The 16142-nt window shown below is 60.0% G+C and carries 15 protein-coding genes; 13 read left to right on the top strand and 2 right to left on the bottom strand.

Annotation, left to right across the window (positions count from 1 at the left end):
- Positions 1-151 precede the first annotated feature (151 nt).
- The 12 genes from recJ (at position 152) to Q0Z69_RS04245 (ending at position 13496) form a co-directional block, all read left to right on the top strand.
- On the top strand, positions 152-2242 hold the full coding sequence (gene recJ, locus Q0Z69_RS04190) for a single-stranded-DNA-specific exonuclease RecJ (protein ID WP_298029987.1): 2091 nt from the start codon (positions 152-154) through the stop codon (positions 2240-2242).
- Complete coding sequence (locus tag Q0Z69_RS04195; protein ID WP_298029988.1) at positions 2239-4458, top strand: bifunctional (p)ppGpp synthetase/guanosine-3',5'-bis(diphosphate) 3'-pyrophosphohydrolase; 2220 nt, start codon at positions 2239-2241, stop codon at positions 4456-4458. The genes recJ and Q0Z69_RS04195 overlap by 4 nt, the downstream gene beginning before the upstream one ends.
- Before the next feature lie 148 nt (positions 4459-4606).
- Positions 4607-5050: a D-aminoacyl-tRNA deacylase gene (gene dtd / locus Q0Z69_RS04200; RefSeq protein WP_298029989.1), complete on the top strand. Its 444-nt coding sequence runs from the start codon at positions 4607-4609 to the stop codon at positions 5048-5050.
- A 32-nt stretch (positions 5051-5082) separates the two neighbouring features.
- Positions 5083-5730, top strand: a complete 648-nt coding sequence (locus Q0Z69_RS04205) for an MBL fold metallo-hydrolase (RefSeq protein WP_298030070.1) — start codon at positions 5083-5085, stop codon at positions 5728-5730.
- Positions 5731-5739: 9 nt separating this feature from the next.
- Positions 5740-7272, top strand: coding sequence for a coproporphyrinogen dehydrogenase HemZ (hemZ, locus tag Q0Z69_RS04210; RefSeq protein ID WP_298029990.1), 1533 nt, complete (start codon positions 5740-5742; stop codon positions 7270-7272).
- A 79-nt stretch (positions 7273-7351) separates the two neighbouring features.
- Positions 7352-8287, top strand: a complete 936-nt coding sequence (locus tag Q0Z69_RS04215) for a uridine kinase (RefSeq protein ID WP_298029991.1) — start codon at positions 7352-7354, stop codon at positions 8285-8287.
- A 412-nt stretch (positions 8288-8699) separates the two neighbouring features.
- Complete coding sequence (locus tag Q0Z69_RS04220; RefSeq protein WP_298029993.1) at positions 8700-9092, top strand: zinc ribbon domain-containing protein; 393 nt, start codon at positions 8700-8702, stop codon at positions 9090-9092.
- The gene (locus Q0Z69_RS04225; protein ID WP_298029996.1) at positions 9092-9919 is read left to right on the top strand and encodes a purine-nucleoside phosphorylase; all 828 of its coding nucleotides are present in this window, start codon (positions 9092-9094) and stop codon (positions 9917-9919) included. The genes Q0Z69_RS04220 and Q0Z69_RS04225 overlap by 1 nt, the downstream gene beginning before the upstream one ends.
- A gap of 71 nt (positions 9920-9990) precedes the next feature.
- Positions 9991-11601 carry a polysaccharide biosynthesis protein gene (locus Q0Z69_RS04230; RefSeq protein WP_298029997.1) on the top strand — a complete coding sequence of 537 codons (1611 nt, stop codon included), beginning with the start codon at positions 9991-9993 and terminating at the stop codon, positions 11599-11601.
- Positions 11602-11693: 92 nt separating this feature from the next.
- Positions 11694-12500 (top strand): nucleoside triphosphate pyrophosphohydrolase, encoded by an 807-nt coding sequence (mazG, locus tag Q0Z69_RS04235; protein WP_298029999.1) that lies wholly within the window; start codon positions 11694-11696, stop codon positions 12498-12500.
- A gap of 58 nt (positions 12501-12558) precedes the next feature.
- Positions 12559-12834 (top strand): HU family DNA-binding protein, encoded by a 276-nt coding sequence (locus tag Q0Z69_RS04240; protein WP_298030001.1) that lies wholly within the window; start codon positions 12559-12561, stop codon positions 12832-12834.
- Between the two features lie 419 nt (positions 12835-13253).
- Entirely contained in the window at positions 13254-13496 is a 243-nt protein-coding gene (locus Q0Z69_RS04245; RefSeq protein ID WP_298030003.1) for an RNA-binding S4 domain-containing protein, read from the top strand.
- 146 nt (positions 13497-13642) lie between these two features.
- Here Q0Z69_RS04245 and Q0Z69_RS04250 read toward each other — a convergent pair whose 3' ends face one another.
- Together Q0Z69_RS04250 and Q0Z69_RS04255 are read right to left on the bottom strand one after the other, a co-directional pair.
- Complete coding sequence (locus Q0Z69_RS04250; RefSeq protein WP_298030005.1) at positions 13643-14020, bottom strand: hypothetical protein; 378 nt, start codon at positions 14018-14020, stop codon at positions 13643-13645.
- A gap of 39 nt (positions 14021-14059) precedes the next feature.
- The gene (locus Q0Z69_RS04255; protein WP_298030007.1) at positions 14060-14770 is read right to left on the bottom strand and encodes a FadR/GntR family transcriptional regulator; all 711 of its coding nucleotides are present in this window, start codon (positions 14768-14770) and stop codon (positions 14060-14062) included.
- 381 nt (positions 14771-15151) lie between these two features.
- Between Q0Z69_RS04255 and Q0Z69_RS04260 the strand changes: the two genes are divergently transcribed.
- Entirely contained in the window at positions 15152-16135 is a 984-nt protein-coding gene (locus Q0Z69_RS04260; RefSeq protein ID WP_298030008.1) for a C-terminal binding protein, read from the top strand.
- The last annotated feature ends 7 nt before the right edge of the window (positions 16136-16142 follow it).

The raw sequence follows: 16142 nt of genomic DNA on the forward strand, positions 1-16142 counted from the left end.
ATCTTCCAGATCCGTCAAATCCCAGACCCCGCCCAGGCGGAAAACTGACATATCACGCGAGAATTGTACTTTACCTCCTTCACCTTTTCTGCTATAATAAAATAATTATGTTAGATTCAACCGTCATTCCGGCGGAAGGGAGGGTCCCCTGGTGAAATTCAAAAATTGGAAGATCGGCGCGCCCAGGGACGCAGATGTGGCCCTTCTGCGGAGCGCGGGCTATCCCTATCTGCTCTCCACGGTGCTGGCGGCCCGAGGCGTCGCCGACCCGGAGAGCGCCGCCGAGTTCCTGGACCGGGAGCGGAAGCTGACCATGTCTCCCATGCTGATGCGGGACATGGGTAAAGCGGTAGCCCGTATCCAAAGGGCCATTGCGGCGGGCGAGACCATCGCCGTGTTCGGCGACTATGACGTGGACGGCATCACCTCCACGGTGCTGCTGATGGATTATTTAAAGAGCTGCGGTGCCCGGTGCCTGCGGTACATCCCCCGCCGTATCGAGGACGGCTACGGCCTCTCCAAGGACGCCATCCGGGGCCTCCGGGACCAGGGCGCGACCCTGATGATTACCGTGGACTGCGGCATCACCGGCAACGAGGAAGTGGACTTCGCCAATTCCCTGGGTATGGACGTGGTGGTGACGGACCATCACGAGTGCAAAGAGGCCCTGCCCAACGCCGTGGCGGTGGTGGACCCCCACCGGCCTGACTGCCCCTATCCCTTCAAGCACCTGGCGGGCTGCGGCGTGGCGCTGAAGCTGGTGCTGGCTCTGGGCGGTGAGAACCGGGAGGACGCCCTCTTTGCCCGCTACTGCACCCTGGCCGCCATCGGCACTGTGGCCGACGTGATGCGGATGGAGGGGGAGAACCGGATCATCGTCTCCTGCGGCCTGGAGGCCCTTCCCCACACGGATTTCGTGGGCATTCACGCCCTGCTGAAGGAGGCGGGGCTGCTGGGCAAGTCCATCACCTCCATCCAGATCGGCTTCGTGCTGTCGCCCCGCATCAACGCGGCGGGCCGCATGGGCGCGGCGGATCTGGCCGCCGACCTGCTGGAGACCGGCGACCCCGCCCGGGCCGAGGAGTTGGCCCGGGCCTTGTGCGACCTCAACCGGGAGCGGCAGCAGGTGGAGCAGTCCATCTGCGCCGACGCCATCCGCCAGATCGAAAAGCTGCGGAGCGAGGACCGCAGCGCCCTGGTGCTGTCCAGCGAGGCGTGGCATCAGGGCGTGGTGGGCATCGTGGCCTCCCGCCTCAGCGAGAAATACTCCTGCCCCAGCTTCATGATCCATTTGAAGGACGGCACCGGCAAAGGCTCCTGCCGCTCCTACGGCGGCTTCAACCTCTTCTCGGCCTTGGAATCCTGCGCCGACCTGCTGGAGGGCTTCGGCGGCCATGAGCTGGCCGCGGGCTTTACCATCCAGGAGGAGAACATCGACGCCTTCCGGACCCGCATGAACCGCTATGTCCGTGCCACCACCGGCGGCGCGCTGCCGGTCCCCTCCCTGGAGATCGACGCCCCCATCACCAGCCCCGGCGAGGTGACATTGGCGGAGGTGGAGCACCTGAGCCAGCTGGAGCCTTACGGCGCCGGGAATCCCCGCCCCGCCTTCGCTCTGCTGGGCGCCACGGTGGACACGGTCCAGTCCGTGGGCCAGGGGAAGCATTTGAAGCTGCGGCTCAGCAAGGGGACCTGCCGCTTTGACGCCATTTTTTTCTCCGTCACCGAAGAGGAGGCGGGCGTAGCCCCCGGCATGCGGGTCGACGCCGCCTTTTACCTGCAGGCCAATACCTTCCGGGGCGCCACCACGCTGCAATTGCAGCTCATCGACATCCGCCCCTCCCTGACGCCCAGCCGCCATGAGGCGGCGGACCTGGAGCTGGTGCGCCGCTTGGTGGAGAACGGCCCGCTGACCGCCCAGGAGATCGACCACCTGAACGCCTCCCGGGAGCAGTTTGCCGTGTGCTGGCGGGCCTTGGAGCGCCATCTCCGCCAGGGCAAGGCGGAGGAGGAGACCCTCCCCTACCTGCGGCGGCTGGCGGCCCAGTCCGGCGGAAAGGAGAGCTTTCTCCGATCCGCTCTGGCGCTGGCGGTGTTCCAGGAGCGGGGCCTGATTTCTCTGACCTGCCAGGGAGACCAGCTGACGCTGTGTCTGACCCCGGTGCAGGGAAAGGTAGACCTGCCCGCGTGCCCCTACCTGCGCCGGCTGATGACCAATTGGAACGGAGGCGACCAGTCATGACCATTCAGGAACAGTATGAGCTGCTGGAAAAGACCATCCGCAGCTATAATCCCGCCGCCGACTTCGCCCATATCCGCTCCGCCTTCGAGTTCGCGGACAAGGCCCATGAGGGCCAGAAGCGCAAGAGCGGCGAGCCATATATCATCCACCCCCTGGCGGTGGCGCAGATCGTGGCGGAGGAGCTGAAGCTGGACAGCGAGTCCATCGAGGCCGCCCTCCTTCACGATGTCATCGAGGATACCCCCGCGACCCATGAAGAGGTGGCAAAGCTCTTCTCCCCCACCATCGCCGACCTGGTGGAAGGCGTCAGCAAGCTGACCCGCATCCAGTACGCCACCAAGGAAGACGAGCAGATGGAGAACCTGCGGAAGATGCTCATCGCCATGAGCAAGGACATCCGGGTGATTCTCATCAAGGTGGCGGACCGGCTCCACAACATGCGGACCATGGAGTACCAGTCCCCGGCCAAGCAGAAGCAGAAATCCCTGGAGACCATGGAGATCTACGCCCCCATCGCCCACCGCCTGGGCATGCAGCGGATGAAGTGGGAGCTGGAGGACCTGTCCCTAAAGTATCTGGACCCCGTGGGCTATGAGGAGATCGTCACCAGCCTGGGGGCCAGGCAGAAGGACTACGACGCCTTCATGCAGCGCACCTGCCGGCAGGTGGACGACCGCCTGAACGACATGGGCATCCAGCACGTGGTCTACGGGCGGGTCAAGCACCCCTACTCCATCTACCGGAAGATGTTCAACCAGAACAAGAACATGGATGAGATCTTCGACCTCTTCGCCTTCCGGGTCGTGGTGGAGAGCGTGGGCGACTGCTACAATGTGCTGGGCGTGGTCCATGACATCTACAAGCCCGTTCTGGGCCGCTTCAAGGACTATATCGGCACGCCCAAGCCCAACGGCTACCAGTCCCTGCACACCACTGTGGTGGGAAGCGACGGCATCCCCTTCGAGGTGCAGATCCGCACCCAGGAGATGCATGAGATCGCCGAATACGGCGTGGCCGCCCACTGGAAATACAAGCAGAACGGCCAGGGCGCCGGCACCGAGGGCAAATACGAGTGGGTCCGCCGCCTGCTGGAGAATCAGGAGGGCGCCGACGCCGAGGACTATATCCACTCCCTGAAGGTGGATATGTTCGCCGACGAGGTGTTCGTGTTCACGCCCAACGGCGACGTGCAGAACCTGCCCGCCGGGGCCACGCCCATTGACTTCGCCTATGCCATCCACTCCGCAGTGGGCAACCGGATGGTGGGAGCCAGGGTCAACGGACGTATCGTGACGTTGGACCATGTGCTGAAAAACGGCGACATTGTGGAGATCATGACCTCCAAGAACGCCAAAGGCCCCAGCCGGGACTGGATGAAGATCGCCAAGAGCAGCGAGGCCCGCAGCAAGATCCGCCAGTGGTTCAAAAAAGAGCGGCGGGATGAGAACATCGTCAATGGCCGCGCCTCCTTCGAGGCGGAGCTGAAGCACTGCGGCATCCTCATGCGGGAGGTGACGGACCCGGAGGTCCTGCCCACGCTGCTGAAAAAAGTGTCCTACACCTCCCTGAAAGAGATGTACGCCGCCATCGGTTACGGCGGCTTCTCCGCCCAGAAGGCGGTCAGCCGGATGCAGGGCGAGCTGCAGCGGGCCGCAAAGCAGCGCCAGGCCGAGCAGCAGGCCCTGGAGGCCGCCGCGGCGGAGGCCAAGCAGGGCCGGGAGGAGCCTCACGTCCCCGCCCCCAAGCAGGTGAAGAGCGAGCAGGGCATCATCGTGGAGGGACTGGACAACTGCCTGGTAAAATTCTCCAAATGCTGCACTCCCGTGCCGGGGGACGACATCGTGGGCTTCATAACCCGGGGCTACGGTGTGTCCGTCCACCGGGCGGACTGCCCCAACGCGTCTCTGGAAAAGCGGACTGCCCCGGATCAGGCCGGCCGCTGGATCCACGTCTCCTGGGGAACGGATACCAATGAGAGCTATCCCACCATCCTGGAGGCGGTCTGCAAGGACCGGGTCAACCTGCTGCTGGATATCTCGGCGGCGCTGTCCAGCACCAACACCTTTGTGCTGGGCGTGAACACCCGCAGCACGGAGGACGGCTTTGCCATCTGCCGTCTGGAGATCCGCATCAAGGACGGGGCCCAGCTCCGGTCCCTGATGAACAAGCTGAATCAGATCTCCGGCGTTTTGAAGGTAACCCGCCCAGCCGGATGACGGCGTCAGAAACTGCGCTCCATTCCGTCCGGCTTTGCCGGACATCCATTGCGCTCCATTTCCTCCGCCTCCTTCAGGGGGGAGCAGGCTCTCCCCCTGAGCACCCCCACCCCTGCGGGGGACGAGTTTGATGAAAGAGGGATTTCCTATGCGTGCGGTCGTGACCCGTGTGTCCCACGCCTCCGTCACCATCGAGGGCCGCGTCAGCGGCCAGATCGGCGAGGGCTATCTCGTCCTGCTGGGAGTCGGCCCCAACGACAGCCCGGAGACCGCCGGCAGGCTGGCGGACAAGATCTGCAATCTGCGGATCTTTGAGGACGAAAACGAGAAGATGAATCTGAATCTGGAGCAGGTGGGCGGCAGCCTGCTGGTGGTCTCCCAGTTTACCCTGTACGCCGACACCTCCTCCCGCCGCCCCGGCTTTTCCGGGGCCGCCAAGCCGGACCTGGCCATTCCGCTGTATGAGCGCTTCATGGCCCGCTGCCGGGAACGGGGATTTACCGTGGAGCACGGCGAGTTCGGCGCCAAGATGGAGGTGGACTCCCTGAACCACGGCCCGGTGACCATTTTGCTTGATACGGAGCATCCTTGAGGATATGCTCCCAGACTGATTTTCCCCAGGAGGTGCTTCCATTGGAGATCAAGACTCTGCAGGTCGGCCCCATCGGGACCAACTGCTATATCCTCTGCGACGAACAGGCAAAGGCCTGCGCCGTCATCGACCCCGGCGGGGAGGCGGAGCGGATCGCCGCCGCGGTGAAAGCCACCGGCTGCGCGCTGAAAAAGATCCTGCTGACCCACGGCCACTATGACCACACCGGCGGCGTCCTGGGCTTGCTGGACGCTTTTCCGCCCTTGGCCGTTTATATTCACCGGGCGGATCTAGAAATGCCGCTGCCCCAGCTCTTTCCCCTGAATAGCGAGATGGGGTCCCTCCCCGGCTTCAGCGGCGTAAATTTCTATGGCGAGGGCGATCACATCTCCGTAGGCGGGCTGGATGTACAGGTGCTCCACACCCCCGGCCACAGCGAGGGCAGTGTGACCCTTCGCTGCGGGGATATTCTCTTCTGCGGAGACACCCTGTTCGCCGGCTCCTGCGGCCGGACGGATTTTCCCGGCGGCAGCATGAAAAAGATCATGGCCTCCCTGAAGCGGCTGGGCGAGCTGCCCGGAGACCTCCGGGTCCTTCCCGGACACATGGAGCCAAGCACCCTGGACCGGGAGCGGCGGAGCAATCCCTACCTGCTCCAGGCCATGCGGGGCGGAATGTAAGGAACGATTATGAAATTGGTTTTGAACGGTCACGACCAGCGGTATGTGGTGGAGCAGAGCTTGATGAACCTGTTCCCCGGCGAGCTGCCGGTCTATGAGCCGGTCCAGCCCGGGGACGACGCCTGGGCCGTCGTTTCCCTGCGGGAAGACGAGCGCTGTCATGTCACCGTGGAGCTGTGCTGGCGGGGCAGGGCGGCGGCATACAGCTGTGGCTGCCCCCTCTCCGGCACAGACTTTGACCGGGAGGGCCAGCGGCGGCACGCCATCGCCCGGTGCTTCTTCCTGGCGTTCACAAAGATCGTGGAACAGATACCCCCCGGGGGTATGCAAAATATACCCCCCCAGGGTATGCTGAAAATACCCCCCTGGGGTATGCTCACCGGCGTCCGGCCCGACAAGCCGGTGACCTGGGCACTGGCCGCCGGAAAGTCGCCGGAGCAGGTCAGGGCTATGCTGGAAGAGGAATATTTTGTCACGCCTCAGCGGGCCGCTCTGGCCCTGGAGACCGGCGCGGCCGCCCTGGAGGCCCAGAAAAAGCTGGGGCCTCGGGATATCGCGGTTTATGTGGGCATCCCCTTCTGCCCGACCCGGTGCGCCTACTGCTCCTTCGTCAGCCAGTCGGTGGAACGGAGCTTTTCCCTGGTGCCGCCCTATGTAGACGCGCTGATCGAGGAGATCCGCTCCGGCGGAGAAATGGCTGCGGCCCAAGGGCTGCGGGTCCGGGCCTTCTACATGGGCGGCGGGACCCCCACGACCCTGACGGCGGAGCAGATGGACCGGGTCCTGACGGCTTTTGAGGAGGCCTTCGATATCGCCTCCTGCGAGGAGATCACTGTGGAGGCAGGCCGCCCGGACACCATCACAGCGGAGAAGCTGGCGGTGCTGAAGGCCCACGGCGTGACCCGGGTGTCCGTGAATCCCCAGACCATGGAGGACCATGTGCTGCGGGCCATCGGCCGGCGGCACACCGCCGGGGACATCGAGGCGGCCATGGAGCTGGTGGGGAAATACGGTTTCCCCCATGTGAACATGGACCTGATCGCGGGACTGCCGGAGGATACGCCCGAGGGCTTCCGCCGGTCCCTGGACCGGTGCCTGGCCTTCGGCACGGACAATGTGACCGTCCACACTCTGGCGCTGAAAAAGGGCAGCCGCATCCTGACGGAGGGCTTGGCCATCCCCGGCCCCCAGGCGGTGGCGGAGATGCTGGATCACGCGGCCCCGGCCCTTCGGGGCGCGGGCTTCCAGCCCTACTACCTGTACCGGCAGAAATACATGTCCGGCAGCTTTGAGAACACGGGATGGTGCCGCCCCGGGGCGGCGTGCTGGTACAACATCTACATCATGTCGGAGCTGTGTTCCATCCTGTCCTTCGGGGCGGGCGGCTCCACCAAGATGGTGGAGTTTGGGACCAACCGCATCCAGCGGGCCTTCAACCCGAAATATCCCAAGGAGTATACGGAGCGGCCGGAAAAGTGCCGCGCCAATCAGGCGGCTTTCGCCGCGTTCTACGATCAATTAGGAATCAGAAATGAGGAATGAGGAATTTCCCATACCGCTGTGCTGGAAATTCCTAACTCCTAATCCATCATTCCTCATTTATTTGAAAGGAGCCATTCAAATGCCGTACTCTCTGACGCAGATCAATGAAGCCATCCGCAGCGACCCCGGGGCCTTTGCCGCCGAATGTGATGCCGCCTTTGCCAAAAAGGTGGAGAACGCGGCGAAGAAGATCGCCGACCATCGGGGCGAATCCCGGGTCATCCTGCTCTCCGGACCCTCCGGCTCCGGCAAGACCACCACCGCGCTGAAGATCGAGGAGCAGCTGGAGAAAATGGGGGTGGAGACCCATACCATCTCCATGGACAACTACTTCAACACTGTGGACCCGGAGACCGCTCCCCGGAACCGGGAGGGCGCCATCGACTTTGAGTCCCCCTTCTGCCTGGACGTGGATCTGCTGAACCGCCATTTCGCCATGCTGGACCGGGGCGAGACCATCCATGTGCCCAAGTATGAGTTTGCCCGGCAGATGCGGTCCGACATCCTGTCCCAGCCCCTGCGGCTGGGGGCCGACGAGCTGGCCATCTTTGAGGGCATTCACGCCCTGAACGACATCATTGTGGGCAAGAATCCCCACGCCTTCAAGCTGTATATCGCCGCCCGCAGCAACTTGCTGGACGACGACGGCAAGGTGGTGTTCAACCACGCCTGGCTGCGGCTGTGCCGCCGCATCGTGCGGGACTTCAAGTTCCGGGGCAGCGACGCCAGCTTCACGCTGAAGATGTGGTCCAACGTCCGCCGGGGCGAGAAGCTGTATATCTCCCCCTACAAGGAGAACGCTCACATCATGTTCGACTCCTCCCTGGCCTTTGAGTTCGCCGTGCTGAAGCCCTTTGTGGTGCCGCTGCTGGAGGCCATCCCCGCCGGCAAATACGACGTGGTGGACGACATGCTGCAGGGTTTTGCCCGGATCGAGGCCATGGACGAGAAATACGTAGCGCCGGAGTCCCTGGCCCGGGAGTTCATCGGCGGCAGCACCTACAACAATCACTGATACAAATCACGCATAAGAACCTGTATTCGCAAGCGTTGAACGCTGTCTGAACGGGTCCTTTCCCGTCATACTTCGTTGCTTTTCCTTGAAATACACAAAGTATTCCCGCGTCAAATCGCCTCGCCTGACGGGAAAATCCCTCGTCCATCCGGCATTCCCCGCTTATGAATACAGGTTCTAAAACCATTTTCTTGTTTTACAGGGGCTGCATAAGCGGCCCCGGCGGCGAAGCCGCCTATGACGAAAGTCCATACTTTTCCTGCGTGACATAGGCGCGGCGGCGCAATGCGCCGCAATCAAAAACTTTTTGAATGTTTTTGATCGGGAAACAGTATGAGGAGCCGCTGCTGCGCCGGACGGCGCAAGTCTCTGTCCCTGAGGGACGGCCATTAAAAAAACAGGAGGTCCTATCATGAACGAAAAAATGCAGGAACTGCTTGAAAACGCCCAGCGCACGGCGGTCCAGGTGGGTGATATGGCCGCCGACGCCGCTTACGGCGTCAGCAAAAAGGCGGGCGAGCTGCTGTCCGTGGCCAAGCTGCGGGTCCGCATCGCGACCCTGGAGGGGAATGTGGACGGCTGCATGATGGAGATCGGCGAGCTGCTCTACGCGACCCACACCGGCACGCCCACGGATTCCGAAGTGCTCCAGGCGAAGCTGGAGGAGATCGACGGATTGAAGGCGGAGATCGCCCAGCTGAACGCCCAGCTGGGCCGGGCACAGCTGATCCTCATCTGCCCCACCTGCGGCGCGGAGACCCGGGAGGGCGACACCTTCTGCCGGGAGTGCGGGGCGCGGCTGTGATGGAGCAGTATACCTACGCCCAGTGCCGGGAGAGCGCCCAGGCGCTGCGGGAACAGCTGGAGGGCTTTGTTCCCAAGGTCCTGCTGATCCTCGGCTCCGGCCTGGGGGCGCTGGGGGACCAGGTGGAGGACCCCATCACGGTGCCTTATGCCCAGGTGCCTCATATGAGGGCCTCCACCGCACCGGGCCACAAGGGGCAGTTCGTGTTTGGAAAACTGGCGGGCAAAGATACGGCGGTGATGCAGGGACGGCTCCACACCTATGAGGGCTGGTCCTTTGCCGACGTCAGCTACCCCGTTCGCCTCCTGCGGCTGCTGGGGGCGGAGACGCTGATCGTCACCAACGCCGCCGGGGCGGTGAACACCGCCTTTTCCGCCGGAGACATCATGCTCATCACCGACCACATCAAGCTCTTCGGAGACAGCCCTCTGCGAGGCCCCAACATCGACGAGCTGGGTCCCCGGTTCCCGGATATGAGCCACATATACACGCCGGCTCTTCAGGACGCGGCCCGCCAGGCGGCGGCCGCCCTGGGCACCCCTCTGCGGGAGGGCGTTTATATGTACTTTCCCGGCCCTCAGTACGAGACCCCCGCCGAGGTACGCCTCGCCCGGACCCTGGGCGCCGACGCGGTGGGCATGTCCACGGTGCCAGAGGCCATCACGGCCGCCCACTGCGGCATGAGGGTGCTGGGCTTCACGCTCTGCACCAACATGGCAGCGGGCGTGCTGGATGAGCCCCTCTCCGGAGAGGAGGTCATCGCCGCCGGACAGGCGGCGGGGCCGAATTTCACCGCCCTGGTGAAAGCCTGCCTGGAACGGGTCTAAACAGGCCGGACCGGCATACATTGAAACACAGCGCTTTGCGCATCCTTTGTTAAATGTGGGGTCATCACTTCATGTCAAATCAAAAAAAGCAGTCCTTTTTAGGCGGCGCCGCCATTTTGGCGGCGGCTGTGGCCATCGTCAAGATCATCGGCGCGTTTTACAAGTTCCCCCTGAACAATATCCTGGGCGGCGAGGGAAAGGCCTATTTCAACACGGCGTATTATATCTACAACGTGCTGCTGACCATCTCCACCGCAGGGCTTCCTCTGGCCATCTCCAAGATGACCAGCCAGGCCCACGCCCAGGGACGCGAGAACGAGAAGCGGAAGATCTTCCGCACCGCCATCGTGCTGTTTTTCTGCCTGGGGGCCGTGGGCTCGGCGTTCATGTACTTCCGGGCGGAGGGACTGGCATCGTTCCTGGAGAACAGTCTGGCCCATGAGGCGGTGCGGGCGCTGGCTCCCGCCGTGTTCTGCGTGTGCCTGCTGGCCTGCATGCGGGGCTATACCCAGGGCCAGGGAAACATGACCCCCACCGCTGTTTCCCAGGTGCTGGAGGCGCTCTGCAAGCTGGGCATCGGCCTGCCCCTGGCCTGGTATCTGCTGAAGACCGGCAGGGGTTTGCAGCTGGGGGCCGCGGGGGCCATCTTCGGCGTGACTGTGGGCACCATGCTGTCCATGCTGTTTTTGATCGCCTATCTGGCGACCCACCGGAACCATGAGAAAAGCCTGGATGTGCCCTCTTCCAGCGCCGCGCTGATGAAGCAGATCCTGGTCATCGGCATCCCCATCACACTCAGCAACTCTGCCATGAGCATCATCAATCTGATCGACACCAAGATCGTCATGGGCCAGCTGCAAAACGCCCTGCTGCTGTCGGAGACCGACGCGGCGGCGCTGAACGGCCAGTACGGCATGGCCATGGATATGCCCAACATGGTGGCCTCCTTCGTCTATCCTGTCACCATGAGCCTGATCCCCTTCGCGGCGGCGGCGCTGGCCCAGGGAGACCACGCCAGGGCGGACCGCATCGTATCCTCCGCCTTCCGGCTCATCGCCATTTTGGCCCTGCCGGCGGGCATCGGCCTGTCCGTGCTGTCCACGCCCATCATGGTGCTGGTGCTGCCCGCCCAGTATGAGGACGCTCTGGCGGCGGGTCCCCACCTGCGGATCCTGGGCATAGCGCTGATCTTCATCTGCCTGATGATCCTGACCAACGCCATCTTACAGACCTACGGCAAAGAGAAGCTGCCCATTTTCACCGTCGTTGCCGGCGGCGCTACCAAGATCGTGATGAACTACATCCTGGTGGGGAATCCTGATATCAACATCCACGGCGCGCCCGTCTCGACCCTGTGCTGCTACCTGGTGATCTGCGGATTGAACCTGTTCTTCGTGTGGAAGTACTCCCCGGCGAAGCCGCGGTACGTGCAGCTCTTTGCCAAGCCGGTGCTGGCCTCCGTCCTTATGGGCGGCGCAGCCTGGGCGGTGTACGGCTTCGCGGCCCGGGCTCTCAGCGGCCATTCCGTATACGGGGCCAACGCCATTGCGACGCTTGCGGGCATCTGCGCCGGTGTGGCGGTGTACGCCGTGCTGGTCATCGCCCTGCGCATCCTGCGGGCGGAGGACGTGCGCTCCATCCCCCACGGGGAAAAGATGATCAGGCTTCTGCACTTAAAATGAGCGGCGACGGGCCGGTTTTCCGGCGTCCCAGTGGAAAAAACCCTTGAAATTTCGGATTTTTCGCGAAAATTTCTTGCAAGGAAAGGCAATGTATGGTAGATTTTCAATATAAACCCCATTATGACTGGGAGGACTTTCTGGAGATCATGCGGGTCCTGCGGGAACCCGGCGGATGTCCCTGGGACGCGGAGCAGACCCACGAGTCTATCCGGCGGAATTTCCTGGAGGAGACTTATGAGGTGCTGGACGCTCTGGATCGAGACGATCCCCACGCCATGTGCGAGGAATTGGGAGACGTGCTGATGCAGATCGTTTTCCACGCCCAGATCGAGGCCGAGCGGGGCCGCTTCACCATGGCCGACGTGGTGGACGGCGTGGCCCAGAAGATGGTATACCGCCATCCCCATGTGTTCGGCGGCACCATGCAGGCCGACAACAGCGAGCAGGTGCTGGCCAACTGGGAGGTCCTGAAGCGGCAGGAGAAGGGGCAGCGCTCCACCGCCGACGCCATCGAGTCTGTCCCCCACACCCTGCCCGCCCTGTGGCGGGCAGAGAAGATCGCCAGCAAGACCGCCAAGGCCGGCTTTGACTGGGACAGCGCCATCAGCGCCCTGGGCAAGCTGGAGGAAGAGGTCCGGGAGCTGCGAAAGGCCCTGGAGTCCGGCCGGGAGGCCGACGCGCCCCACGGCGTTCGGGAGGAAGTGGGCGATGCGCTGTTCATCACCGGCAAGATCGCCCAGATGTCCGGTGTGGACCCGGAGGACGCCCTGCACCGGGCCTGTGACAAATTTGAACGGCGCTTCCGCCAGGTGGAGTCCTCGGCGGACAAGCCCCTCTCCGACTATACGGAGGCGGAGCTGGTGGCCCTCTGGCGGGCCGCCAAGGAGATGCAGTCTTAACACGCTCAGGCGTTTAAGAGATATTTATTACAGATGAATTTATTAGGAGGATACACCCATGAACAAAGCTGAACTGATCAATGCCGTCGCCACCGCCGCTGACGTGTCCAAGAAAGACGCCGAGGCTGTTATTTCTGCCACTCTGGACACTATCACCGCCGCCCTGAAGGAGGGGGAGAAGGTGCAGCTGGTGGGCTTTGGATCCTTCGAGGTGAAGCCCCGCGCCGCCCGTCTGGGCCGCAATCCCCAGACCAGAAAGCCGGTGGAGATCCCCGCCTCCAAGGTGCCTGTGTTCAAGGCCGGCAAGGCGCTGAAGGACGCTGTTGCGAAGTAAGGAGGGTGACCGGAAAAGGTTTTCAGGAAATCGGATTTTTTGAAGCAGGATTTTCGACCTGAAACGTGTAAAAGAGCTGTAGCACCTGTTGAGATGCTACAGCTTCTTTGTTTCAATAAAGTGGATTTTTCTGCCGACTTCTTTACAATAGGGCCAAGGCCCCTTGTGCTACTTTCTGAACCAGTGGTCTGCTGGCGGGAGTCAAACAGGCTGCTATGAGAAAGTATGGATGAAATATTTTAAGGACCTGTATTCACAACTGTTGAACACTGTCAGCGCGGCTTTTTGTCCCTGTTCTTCGTTAAATTTTTTGCCATGCGACAGCAGTCTTTAAAGATTTGCTTCGACTGGCGGAAAAATCCCTCGCCCATCCAGCGTCCCACAGTTATGAATACGGGTTCAAAAAAGGAGATTATTTTATGCGGTTGGATAAATGGCTCAAGGTTTCTAGGCTTATCAAGCGCCGTACTGTAGCCAACGATGCCTGCGATAACGGGCTTATTGCTGTCAATGGTGAGCCCCGGCGGGCCTCTTATGATGTAAAGGTAGGAGATATTTTGGAGCTTCACTTTGGCGTGAGGACTGTTAAGGTAGAGGTTCTGACCGTGGCGGAGCATGTGGGAAGAGCAGACACGCAGACTATGTATAAACAGATCCTATGATGAGCGGCAAAGACCGGCTCCAGACTCTGACAGCAGGGCTTACTGCTGCTGCAAAACGGGATAAGTCCGGGGCCTGCCGGCCTGGAAGCATTCCAGACCGGCAGGCCCCGGACTTATTTCAATGAGGGTATTTGCGGCAAATAGACCTACCGTTGTTTGGATGGGCGCTTTCCCTCGAAGTAATACTCCCAATTCGTGATGATCTCGCTTGGATACGGATAAAATTCTCCAATTTGAAGCATGTCCCACTCTTTGAAAGGAATCTTGACATTGACGCACTCGTTAGGCACATTCATTGGAGCTTCAATGACAATGTAATATGATTTTAAGGTTTCTATGGAAGCGCTTTTTTCGAAGAACTTCCCTGTGATCTCCCAATTGATCTTGTTTCCCTCATATTTTTGGGCGGACCCCCAGATTGCAAAAAGTATCAGCGGAATAATGATGAAAAACAGCTTGAATGGACTATTTGTCACCCCGTTTACGAAAGCTGCCCATTTGGGATGAGGATTTGCGTTACACATAAAAACCTCTTTTCTGATGACGGACAATGACTGGAAACGCTATTTACCATTCCAGACCACACGGGAAAGGTATTCCTGCTGTGCAAAGTAATCCCTGGTCACATTCAGGTGCGTAATCATGGAATAACGGGCACCAAGAGAGTCGTTTCTGCAAATGGCCTCCAAGATACAGTGGTGTTCATACGCAGAACGGGCGCGGAAACCGTCGCCTGATTCCCTGATAGAGAGGCTGACCGCTGTGATAATGGTCGGCATCAGGTTTTGGAGGACTTTGTTGCCGCAGCATTCCGCAATATAACAGTGGAACAGGGCGTCGGCGTTTATGTAATTCTCGCCTGCATTGAGAAGCTGCTCCAGACTGTTGCAGCGGATGGTGAGCTCTTTTTTTTGCTCGGAGGTAATACGTTCAGCGGCCAGAGCCGCCATTTCGGGCTCGATCATCAAACGCAATTCCACTAAGCTGATGGCCAATTCGGGGCCCTTTTTGATGAAGGTGAGGCCGAGGGGGTCTTCCGGTACACCCATGTGTTCACACACATAGGTTCCGGAACCCTGCCGGACCACCAAGATATTGCGCGTGACCAGTTGCTTGACCGCCTCTCGCAATGTGCCTCTTCCGATGTTTAACAGAGTGGATAATTCCTGCTCATTGGGGAGTCGGTCACCCGGCTGCAAATTTTTCTCTTGGATCAGGTTGATGATTTGAGCCGAAGCCAAATCGACGCGGGAAGCAGTGCGCGAAGGATTCATAATTGGGTGCTCCTCTCTCTACTTATTATAATCATACGATGATTTGATGAATTCGTAAAGGGAAAATTAGGCTGCAATTTTACCAAAAAACAAGGCAAACATCTGTTATAAACAGAAAAAAAGCGTTTTTTAAAAAATAATTATTGAAATAGTGCAAATATATGGTATGATGAATTATATAAAAGATATGATGATTATGAGTAAATACCAATATAACCGTGATTTAATGAGTCAATATGGATGACTTTTTATAAATTTCAAAAATTTTACTATATGACATTTATATAACATTTTACATTTCAATGCAACAAAAAGATTAGATAAATGCTGATTTGCGTGATTTTTGACAACTGGTTCAAGAGAAAGGAGTTGGAAGTTATTATGAAAGTTGTTATTTGTGACCACGTTTTTCCGGACATTGAGCAGGAGAAGCAGGCGCTGTCGTGTGTTCCGGAGCTGGAACTCGTGGACGCTCACTGCACGTGCAAGGAAGAGGTCATCGCGGCCTGTGCTGACGCTGACGCGGTACTGAACCAGTACAACTATTTAACAGAGGAGGTTGTCAACAACTTAAAAAAATGCAAAGTCGTAGCGACTTACGGCATCGGATTAGACAAGATCGATGTTGACGCGCTGTCCCGGCGGGGCATTTACCTGTGCAACAGCCCGGATTACAACAAATGCGAAGTGGCGGATCATATCGCCACTATGGTGATGGCGCTCAACCGGCAACTGGTACAGTTTACAGACCGTATGCGTGCGGGGAAATATGATATCCCCTATGAGTGGATGAAGCCTCAGCGCCCCTGCAATCAGACGGTCGGCTTCGTGGGCTATGGCAGGATCGCACGGCAGGCTGCGGAAAGACTGAGCAAGGGCTTTGGAATGAACGTCATCGCTTACGACCCCTTCCTTACAGAGGCGCAGATCGCCTCCGGTCATGCAAAAAAAGTAGAGCTCGAGACATTGATGAGGGAGGCCGATTTTGTATCCATCAACGTTTCCCTGCTTCCGACCACACGGAACCTGATCGGCGCGGCGGAGATCACGCTGATGAAGCCCACGGCGTTTTTGATCAACTGCTCCAGAGGCGGTATCGTCAACGAGAACGCGCTGATCGACGCACTGCAGAGCAGGAGGATCGCCGGGGCGGGCCTGGATACATTTGAGCAGGAACCACTGCCCAAGGAGCATCCCTTCTGCAAGCTGGATAATGTGATCCTTACACCGCATGCTGCCTGGTACACGACCGACGCCATGAAATCCGTTCAGGGAGTGGCGGCGCAGCAGGTGGCTCTGGTGCTGACCGGACAGGAGCCTACCCGCTGTGTCAATTATGAAGAAGCAAAAAAGAACAGAGTGTGATATAAGG

This window comes from uncultured Dysosmobacter sp. (genome assembly GCF_947631165.1).
Taxonomy (GTDB): domain Bacteria; phylum Bacillota; class Clostridia; order Oscillospirales; family Oscillospiraceae; genus Oscillibacter.